At 39.9% G+C, this 9,906-nt stretch carries 11 protein-coding genes; 9 read left to right on the forward strand and 2 right to left on the reverse strand.

Annotated elements, in window-relative coordinates; genetic code table 11:
- The first annotated feature begins 44 nt into the window (after positions 1-44).
- The 4 genes from ACKVDP_RS13225 to ACKVDP_RS13240 all read left to right on the forward strand — a co-directional run bounded on the left by ACKVDP_RS13225 (position 45) and on the right by ACKVDP_RS13240 (position 1,972).
- On the forward strand, positions 45-281 hold the full coding sequence (locus ACKVDP_RS13225; protein ID WP_409229366.1) for a hypothetical protein: 237 nt from the start codon (positions 45-47) through the stop codon (positions 279-281).
- Positions 282-340: 59 nt separating this feature from the next.
- Entirely contained in the window at positions 341-808 is a 468-nt protein-coding gene (locus tag ACKVDP_RS13230) for a hypothetical protein (RefSeq protein ID WP_409229367.1), read from the forward strand.
- Positions 809-923: 115 nt separating this feature from the next.
- Positions 924-1,445 carry an IS1096 element passenger TnpR family protein gene (locus ACKVDP_RS13235; protein ID WP_409229368.1) on the forward strand — a complete coding sequence of 174 codons (522 nt, stop codon included), beginning with the start codon at positions 924-926 and terminating at the stop codon, positions 1,443-1,445.
- Positions 1,442-1,972, forward strand: coding sequence for an IS1096 element passenger TnpR family protein (locus ACKVDP_RS13240; protein ID WP_409229369.1), 531 nt, complete (start codon positions 1,442-1,444; stop codon positions 1,970-1,972). Before ACKVDP_RS13235 ends, ACKVDP_RS13240 begins: the two co-directional genes overlap by 4 nt.
- Before the next feature lie 194 nt (positions 1,973-2,166).
- On the opposite strand, the gene ACKVDP_RS13245 is transcribed toward ACKVDP_RS13240, so the two are convergent.
- On the reverse strand, positions 2,167-3,708 hold the full coding sequence (locus ACKVDP_RS13245) for a carbon-nitrogen hydrolase family protein (protein ID WP_409229370.1): 1,542 nt from the start codon (positions 3,706-3,708) through the stop codon (positions 2,167-2,169).
- 172 nt (positions 3,709-3,880) lie between these two features.
- Between ACKVDP_RS13245 and ACKVDP_RS13250 the strand changes: the two genes are divergently transcribed.
- The 5 genes from ACKVDP_RS13250 (at position 3,881) to ACKVDP_RS13270 (ending at position 8,776) form a co-directional block, all read left to right on the forward strand.
- Positions 3,881-4,708 carry an exodeoxyribonuclease III gene (locus tag ACKVDP_RS13250; RefSeq protein WP_409229371.1) on the forward strand — a complete coding sequence of 276 codons (828 nt, stop codon included), beginning with the start codon at positions 3,881-3,883 and terminating at the stop codon, positions 4,706-4,708.
- Between the two features lie 82 nt (positions 4,709-4,790).
- Entirely contained in the window at positions 4,791-5,180 is a 390-nt protein-coding gene (locus tag ACKVDP_RS13255) for a DUF2177 family protein (protein WP_409229372.1), read from the forward strand.
- Between the two features lie 119 nt (positions 5,181-5,299).
- A complete protein-coding gene (locus ACKVDP_RS13260; protein WP_409229373.1) occupies positions 5,300-5,827 on the forward strand; it encodes a hypothetical protein in 528 nt (175 codons plus the stop codon).
- 454 nt (positions 5,828-6,281) lie between these two features.
- Positions 6,282-7,454, forward strand: coding sequence for a trans-sulfuration enzyme family protein (locus tag ACKVDP_RS13265; protein ID WP_409229374.1), 1,173 nt, complete (start codon positions 6,282-6,284; stop codon positions 7,452-7,454).
- Positions 7,455-7,564: 110 nt separating this feature from the next.
- Positions 7,565-8,776: an L-lactate MFS transporter gene (locus ACKVDP_RS13270; RefSeq protein WP_409229375.1), complete on the forward strand. Its 1,212-nt coding sequence runs from the start codon at positions 7,565-7,567 to the stop codon at positions 8,774-8,776.
- A gap of 135 nt (positions 8,777-8,911) precedes the next feature.
- On the opposite strand, the gene ACKVDP_RS13275 is transcribed toward ACKVDP_RS13270, so the two are convergent.
- Positions 8,912-9,906, reverse strand: a 995-nt coding sequence (locus ACKVDP_RS13275; protein ID WP_409229376.1) for a copper amine oxidase N-terminal domain-containing protein, incomplete at its 5' end; no start/stop codon positions are given.

Genomic DNA, 9,906 nt, shown 5'->3' on the forward strand with positions numbered 1-9,906 from the left:
TTTTTGTCCCAATCTAGTGTACAATTATTACAAGGAGGGATTCCATGGAACTAAAATTCGACAAAAAAATTATCCGAGAGTTAAAAGGCAAAGGTTATAATGTTAATGAAATGGCACAGATAATTAAAGAGGAACTCATGGATTACGATTTTGAGGGGTCTACTTTGTTCGATGTATTTTTTCATTATGATGGTAAAATGGCATATGCTCAGGGGAAAGTAACTGACGGTGTTGCACATTGTTATGGAATGAGTACTAATTTGAAAATCATAGAAGAATAAGAAGGGCAAGGGGGCAAGTTATTTGTCCTGGCCCTTAAAAAGGAAGGAGGTAAAATATAATGAATTTTGATGAACACAAAATGATTCATAACGACTATGAACAGAAATGCAATGAAATAAGAAAGACAAATGAATTTTATCTGGAGGAGTTTATTAAGGATCTTCAAGATAAGGGTTTAAAAGAAAAAACCATAAATAGGCATTTTAGCAACGTCGACTTTTATATTAACACATATCTTCTGAGGGAGGAACCATTGGAGATGATATCTGGAACAGATAGTTTTTATATTAAAGATTATCTTGGATATTTCTTTATCCGTAAATGTATGTGGTCAACTCCAAGCACAATTAGAAGTAATGCAGCAAGCATTAAGAAATTCTATGATAGCATGTTTAAACGAGGGCATATTGAGAAATCAAACTACACAGAATTGATGGAAACGATAAAAGATAATATGGAGTCATGGGTAGAAGATTGTGAGGCCTACAACGATCCAGATTTGCCTAATCCGTTTAGTTTTTTTTAGTTTTAAACGGCAGATAAGAATGTAAAGAAGTTTAAAACAACAAAAACGATGCATATATAATGATTAATGGCTATGATTGAATTTAATTTGACAAATGAGCAGAAAGGGGAAGAATATGGGAAATAATACACATTTGACAAAATCCAAAATTGCTCCAGTGCGTATTCGCTTGGAGTTGAAAGATGAGTACTTGTCTGACTATCAGAAGAGAATGCTTAAGAGATACGGAGAATCTATTAGTGGGGATTCAATAATTAGGGATATCCTTATACCATCGGATATGCCACTTCACAACCTGCATTATGCAATCCAAAAATTATTTGGGTGGCAAAACTCACATTTACGGAGTTTCTATTTACCGGAAGAAGTATATGGCAGACTAACAGGAGGAACCGTGAAAGGCTGGGCAGATTTAGTTGGGATCTTATTTCAACCGCCATCTGAAGCTGAAGAAGATGTTTTCTGGGATGATGATTATAATAGCGGCAGTATCAAAGTCTGGCTTAAGAGAAAATACACAGGCCCCTATACATATGGAGGAATGATGGAGCACCCGGAAATTGCGAAACAAGATGTACATGAACTCTTGGAACACTTCCAAATGGTAGAGGTCAGAGAGTCTTTGCGGACTATATGAAAAGAGTAGAGCAGGATAAAAATTCTGAACTGAGAACAATAAAAAGAGCACCGTTAATTGATCTGACTCTTGAAGAGCTAAATTCATCAATTATCATTGATGGAGGCACTGAAAGTTTATTGGAACGGTTAGAAGTCAATAAGGTTATTGCCAATCAGGGTGAATATTTGGATTCTAACAATTTGTTTCCAGTCACCAATGAACTCATCTATAATTATGATTTTGGAGACAACTGGATAATTAAAATAACCAAGTACAGTGATTGTGAAGATTTACTAGGGCAAAATATAGTTGCTGAATATGAGCTGGAAGAGGCGAAAAGAATTGTACTGGATAAGCACAAACCAGTCTGCATTAATAGAGAGGGGCTATCTGTACTTGATGATGTTGGGGGCTTAAGTGGATTCGCAGATTTGCTTGGTTTGATTTATGAAGGAGAAGATATGGAAGAGTCATCTAATGCTCTTGCCTGGGCAAAGAGTCTTGGGTGGAGTTCTAAAAAGGTTTCAATAAAAAGAATGATATAAGATAGAGGGACAAGGTGGTTGATTTTGAAAGGATTCTATTTGCTAGATGTGATTGTCTTAGGTTCATTTAATTTTCATGAATGACCATGTAGTGTTTGTGGGAAATCAAACAAAAGTCCGAGAAAGCTTGATATGAGCCTTCCCGGACTTTTGTTTGGGGTAATGAAGTTCTGCAGCAATTTCTATAATAACATCTATTTCTCTTCTCTCTCCTTTAATTCATACAAGTCATTTCTCCTGCTGCTTAGAAGAGTAACCGTACCTGACTTTCTGGTACGCTTCAGCAGTTCCAGATCCAAGTCTCCAACAATTACCATTTCAATATTCGGCGTGCACTCAGCCATGATCCCATCTCTTGCAAACGAGAAATCTGAAGGTGTGAAAATGGCGGATTGTGCATATTGGATGTCCATGTTTTCAACATGGGTAAGGTTTCCTACAGTACCTGCGATTACGGTGTATATCTGGTTTTCAACCGCTCTTGCCTGTGCACAGTATCTGACCCTTAAGTAGCCTTGTCTTTCATCGGTACAGAAAGGAGTGAAGATAATATTGGCTCCCTTTTCAGTAACAATTCTGGCAAGCTCCGGAAATTCCATATCATAGCAAATGAGGATTGCAATTTTCCCGCAATCGGTATCAAATACCCTGATGCCATCACCTGTTGAAATCCCCCACCATTGTTTTTCGTTTGGAGTTATGTGCAATTTATATTGCTTTTCGATTGTGCCGTCTCTTCTGAAGAGATATGCTATATTATAGATTTTACCATCTTCTTCAACGAAATGAGAACCTCCGATTATATTAACATTATATCTTACTGCATAGTGTGTAAACATTTCCAGGTATCTATCAGTAAATGTGGTTAGGACCCTAACTGCCTGACTGGGAGTATCCTGGTCAACGAAGGAAAGCAGTTGGGTGGTGAATATCTCGGGAAATACCACAAAGTCAGAATTATAGTTTGAGGCGACATCAACATAGTATTCACATTGGTGGGCGAATTCCTCAAATGAGTTGATTTTTTTCATCATATATTGAATTACACTGACCCTTACTGGATATGCAGTTTTAAACTGGTGTTTACTCTTTCCTTGGTACTCGATATTGCTCCATTCCATCAAGGTTGCATATTCCAATGAAGCCTTGTCCTCAGGCAGGTATTTTTTTATTATTCTCTTTAAAACAAAGTCATTCTTAAGCTGAAAAGTAAGGATGGGATCATAGATGTTGTGTCTTATAACCTCATTGACATATTGTCTAGGGGTTAGCTCTGAGGAATGATTGTGGTAATTTGGGATTCTCCCACCAATGATGATGCTCTTTAGATTCAGTTTCTCAGCAAGCTCTTTTCTTGCTTCGTACAGCCTGTTTCCAATCTTCATGTTTCTATAATCCGGATGAACCATCACTTCCATTCCATACAGGTTATAACCGTCAGGATCATGATTGGTTATATATCCCTCATCTGTAATCTCATCCCACGAATGTTGCTCATTGTACTCATCAAAATTTATTATCAAGCTTGAGCTTGAACCAATGATGATTCCATCATATTCAACGCAAATCTGCCCCTCCGGGAATATTCTTATATGGCTTGATAGTTGGTCAATTTCCCAGGGGATCATCTTAGGGAAGCATAGCTTCTGTAATGCTATTATTTCGTCAAAATCCTCCTTCTCAATATTTCTAACTACGAGCTTGCTTTCAAAATGGGATAAATCGTGTTCAGTCATATTCAGCCTCCTTGTGCTTACATGTTTATGTATATACCTATACCCTTTATAGGGGAGCTAAAAATACTAATTCTAGTATAAACTATGCACAAATCAGCGGAGACGGTTAATTTTGATTGGCAAGGCTTCAATTGGGTATCACAAGTATTGAATAATTAAAGGAGGATAAAAAATGAGATTTATTTCATGGAATATCGATTCACTAAATGCAGCACTGACGAGCAGTTCAGCACGTGCATTATTATCCAAGGATGTGTTGCAGACAATTATAGACCATAATCCAGATGTGATCGCTTTGCAGGAGACCAAGCTACCAAGCAATGGTCCCACAAAAAAGCATCTGGAAATATTGAAGGAGAAGTTTCCGGATTATGAAATTGTATGGAACAGTTCTGTTGAGCCAGCAAGAAAGGGTTATGCAGGTACAATGTTTTTATATAAGAAGAATTTGGAGCCTGTTGTCACCTATCCGGTAATTGATGCACCGGATACAATGGATTCCGAGGGTAGAATCATCACATTGGAGTTTGATGATTTCTTCTTGACCCAAGTGTACACTCCCAATGCAGGGGATGGTCTGAATCGTCTAGGAGAACGTCAGGTTTGGGATGATAAATATGCAGACTATCTTGCAGAACTTGATAAGATCAAGTATGTCATCGCAACTGGTGATTTCAACGTAGCACATAGGGAGATAGATCTGGCTCATCCTGACAACAATCGAAAATCAGCCGGATTTACAGATGAGGAGCGTCAAGGCTTCACAAACCTTTTGGCTAAGGGATTTACTGATACCTTCAGATATGTGCATGGAGATATAACAGATACCTATACTTGGTGGGCCCAGCGAGTTAAGACCAGTAAAATCAACAATTCAGGCTGGAGGATTGATTATTGGCTTGTCAGTGATCGCATAGCTGACAAGGTCATCAAATCTGAGATGATTGATTCAGGTCCAAGACAAGATCATACACCAATATTGCTTGAGATTGATCTGTAGAATACAAGTATCATCGAGGACTTTAATTTAGCAGTGAAATTGCCTAACCATCCATTGGACTATTCTGAAGGGAATTTTGATTATGATAAATCGATATCTTGTAATTCTAATTACATCCGTATTTGTAGATATGTTTTGGCATGTTTTCATAGCCCCCAAGTTATTTCGAGAACAAATTGGACATCTTATGGCAAAAAAAGCGAAAGTACATGCAGCAATTTTATTTTATCTGATAAACGCTGCAGCCATATTGGTGTTTGTAATAAATCCATCTGTTGAGAAGCAAAGTATAATTCAAGCACTAGGGTATGGTGGGTTTTTAGGTTTTGCCATGTATGGTACCTACAACTTTACAAATCTTGCCCTGCTTAAAAATTGGCCCATAAAGCTCACACTTCTCGATTTGGCATGGGGAACATTTTCAGCAGCAACAACCTCTATCATATCTTTTGGACTAATTAATTATATTTAGGTATTCCAAATAGATATGGCAATGATAAATAGGGTATAGTCTTATTGTAGACATATGATGATGTTTAAGAAATTTCATAAGGCTGCCCATGTATGGATGTAAAATAGGAGGGTGATAATGTGGAGTACATCGTTAAGGAAGTCAAGAGTTTTTACAAGGTGATAAAACTTAAAGAATTCAGAAAAACTGAGGGTGTGACCTTTGATGTGATGGTTCAATCAATGATACCAAAGATTGATGCCATCGACAGGGTTATACACCAAAAGGGAGCTGTTTCTCCAGGTAAGGTGGGTTCTGTTGAAAAGGCTTGGTACATGCACACCCATCAGGAGGACAATCTGTTCGTACTTCATGGAATAAGATACGTGGAGCTTTATAAACCAGAGCATGGCAAGATTGAAAGATTCACGATCACACCTGACTATATTGAACACAATGGGGAAAGGATTTTGGAAGGGGGAGGTCTGGTTACCTGGACCACACATGTATTCCATAGGATAACCAGTGGGGAAAATGGATCTGCTTCCATAAACCTTGCAACACACCTTGAAGGATTTGACATGAACACAAACTTCAACATCTACGACCTGAATGTTGAAACAGGAGACTATAAGTTATTAAGGGAAGGCTATAAGGACCAAAAATAAATTGGTAAGATCAACATGGAGTACAAGGACTTTAGATATGATTTTTAGAATTGGAGAATTTGAAGCAAAAAAACTGGAAACAACCATGATCAATCTTAATTAATAGAGTAGAAATAAAGACCGCCGTAATCATGTTTTGAAAGTGATTACGGCGGTTTTGACTATAACTTAGCAAGTAATAATACTATCTCCAAGTTTACTCATATACTTGTCTGTTTTATATTGACATTTCTTAGTCAATCACATACAATGAGGTTTGGTGCGCCTGACCATATATACTGAATTTGGGTTAAGTCACTGAAGTAACCTTGAAAACTAGTAGGAGTAAAGTCTGGATTCTTAACAATATCCAACAACTTAAATTGTGTGGAGGAACAGCATTATTAGGAGTCTAGTAAGCCCATTGAAGAAAATAGTGGTGTAGGATGCAAATTTGACTTGGGAGGGAATTCTAATGAAAAGAAACACCGAGGTAATTCATGCACAACAAACACTGGACCCGGTTACCGGATCTCACGTAAGTCCTTTGTATCAGACGTCAACATATATACTTCCGAACTACGATGAAGCCGTCAGGCTAAATCAGAACATCGATCAGGGCTTTGTCTACAGCCGGTTCGGGAACCCCACAGTGGACGAATTTGAGAAAAAGATTGCCCATCTGGAAAAGGCTGAGGCAGCTCTTGGAACTGGTTCCGGACTTGGAGCCATTTCAACTGCAGTGATGTCACTGGTAAAGGCAGGAGATCATATTATCTTTGGAGATGTAATTTACGGCTGCAGCTTCGCATTATTTACGAAAATCCTGCCGAACTTTGGAGTGGACTACACAATTGTTGATACAACCGATGTGAATGCAGTGAGAGAGGCAATAAAGACAAACACAACTGTCATCTACGTGGAGACTCCGGCAAATCCTGTATTGAAGATTACGGATATTGAAGCAATTGCAGGGATAAAACAGGACCACCCCAATATTCACCTAGTTGTGGACAGCACCTTCGCTTCACCCTATCTACAGAATCCATTGGTTCATGGAGCGGATCTTGTGGTTCACAGTGCCACAAAATATCTGAACGGGCACGGGACTGTTACAGCTGGTGTAATTGCAGGAAGCAAGAAGCTGATAGACAGATGCAGGATGCCCTTTATGCAGTGCTTTGGAGCTGTACTTGATCCTTTTGCCGCCTGGACGATTATGCAGGGTATGAAAACTCTTGGAGTTCGAATGGAGCGTCACTGCGAGAACGCCATAAAGGTGGCTGAGTATCTTGAGAAACATCCCATGGTGGAAAAAGTATACTATCCTGGGCTTGGTAATCATCCTAGCCATGAGACCGCGAAAAAGCAGATGAAAGGCTTTGGAGGTATGATGAGCTTTAATATCAAGGGTGGACTGGAATCCGCCAAAACTGTTTTGAACAATGTTCAGATATTCAGCTTGGCTACAAGTCTTGGGAACGTGGACTCCCTGATTCAACACTCCCCATCCATGAGCCATTTCGACATGACAGAAGAAGAGAGAGAAGCAGTGGAGATATATGACGGACAGGTTCGTTTATCCGTTGGGATTGAAGATGTGGAAGATCTGATTGCAGACTTGGATCAGGCGTTAGGCAAGTTATAAACAAAGTGAAGGATCTTAAGAGGCTCTTTGCCTTATTAAGTAATTGCTTAGAATCAACAAGCTACACTATGAAGATAGAAACTTTATAAAATCACTAAGGGGGATGCAATTTGAAATCTAATAAACAAGGCTGGATTGTGGTCGCAGCCGGAGCAGGAATTAATCTAGCCTTTGGGGTGCTTTATGCCTGGAGCATTTTTGCAGGAAAACTTCAGGAAACCTTGGGATGGAGCAATACGGAAACTTCCATTCCATATACAGTTGCAATTATAATGTTTGCACTTGTAATGATTCCCGCAGGACGTCTACAGGATAAAATAGGACCAAAGAAGGTAGTAACAATCGGGGGACTATTGATAGGTTTGGGGTGTATTTTGGCTGGATCAATGACAAGCATACTGGGACTTACAATATCCTTCGGGGTTCTGGCTGGATCAGGGATCGGTCTTGGCTACGCATCCACAACACCGCCGGCACTAAAATGGTTTCCGCCTGAAAAGAAGGGGCTGATATCGGGAATTGTCGTTGGAGGATTTGGTCTTGCGACCCTCTACATCGTGCCACTTAGTAATTTTCTACTTTCCAGATATGATGTATTTACTTCTTTCAGGATCATGGGTGTGATATTTCTATGCATGACATTACCTCTGGCACAATTTGTGAAAAATCCTGATAAACCAGTGGTTTCAACCAACAAGGATGCAAAACCACCAGTTGAGGACAGGACTGTAGGTGAGATGCTTAGGACAAAGCAGTTCTATATGCTTTGGTTCATGTTCTTTGCAGGTGCAACGGGTGGACTTATGACCATAGGTAGCTTAAAGCCAATAGTAAAAGTGATGCTTGGAGAAAGTGCCGCACTTCAGCTTGTGGCTTTTGCAGCAGTTGCCAATGCCCTTGGACGACCGATGGCAGGGGTCATATCAGAGAAACTTGGTAGGGGTAAAACAATGTCTATTCTCTACGTTCTTCAGGCATTGGCCTTATTCCTTTTCAACGGACTAAATAGCTTTGCCACAGTATTGATTGCAGCGGCTACCATCTATTTTGCATACGGGTCAATGCTTTCAGTGTATCCTTCTGCATGTGCAGACAACTATGGCACCAAAAACCTTGGTCTCAATTATGGGGTCATGTTCTCAGCATGGGGAGCAGGGGGCGTATTTGGCCCGATACTGGGTGGCAGGATAGCCGATGCAACAGGTTCTTATGAAATGGCATTCTACGTATCAGCTGCAATTCTTATAGTGGCTGCAATAATGGGACTGTTCTACAAGACAAGCCAGGTGAGACATTCCTACGCTGTGACCAGAAACGGTTAGGCTTAAAATGGAATATTAGAAACAAAAAGGCTCTGCCAAGCTCATATTTGAGTGGCAGGGCCTTTTTATAGCATGTTCCAAGCAGAAAGGTTAATGAAGCCTTCATTTATTTTGATTCCTTCGTGGCCGGAACCTCTAATAGATGGTGATGGTTCGGGTTACACCATCCCATAAAACGGTGGCACCAAAGGTTTCCGCCAAGAAACGGACAGGCACCAGTGTTCTCCCGTCTTTGATCTGAGCTGGAACATCAAGTGTTTGAGGAGTACCGTTAACGGTTGCTGTTGAACTATCTATGACAAGCTGGATAATTGTTGAGCCTTTGGTTGCTGTAACGGTTCGTGTTGTGGAGTTCCATTCTACTGTTGCACCAAGTGCTTCAAGAATGCTTCTAAGCGGTAGAAGGGTTCGTCCATTTACTATAATCGGAGAGACATCTGTCACCAAGGGTTGACCATTAAGAATGATTTGTATTTCATTTGAAGCAGGTACGGGGCCGTCAACCCATGTATAGATATAATTGAAGGTATAGTGATCTTTAGTGGAGTCAGCAACAAACTTGATTTGCACTATGTAGGGTAAACCAGTGTTTGACTGCTTTGGGAATGGTTGATAGATTAAGGATTGCTGGCTGTACTCTCTTCCTTCAGTAGAAAATGTCTGCACTGAAATTTTCAAAGGTCCTCCCGATTTGCCTGGAGGAGGTGGAACAGATTCTATTCCGTGAGACATACTTGCGTTTGCACCTATCATGAGTTTTGTGGTGGACTTAATTTGTGCCAACTGAAGGTCGAGAGTATATTTCTCGCTTGGAACAAGAACAGTTGGAAGGGGTACCCACTTTAAGCCAGCCTTGTAGACACCATTTCCAAAAGATTCAATGGTACCCAATTGAACCACAGCATCAAATCCATCTTCAGGACCACCATGCTTGATTTCATAAACCGCATTCATTCGACCCGATGAATCGCTAAAATCTTTACTGTCAATACTGGTGCTGTCCAATTTCCAGTAACCCTCTGAAGATCCATAACTGAAAGAATTTACAACGAGAAAAGATAATCCTAGAACCAAAGAAATGACAAAAGCAGTTGATTTAAGTGATAGCTTTATTGATTTCATAATCAAAA

It is taken from the genome of Gudongella ferriphila (assembly GCF_046224405.1).
Classification (GTDB): Bacteria; Bacillota; Clostridia; order Tissierellales; family Tissierellaceae; genus Gudongella.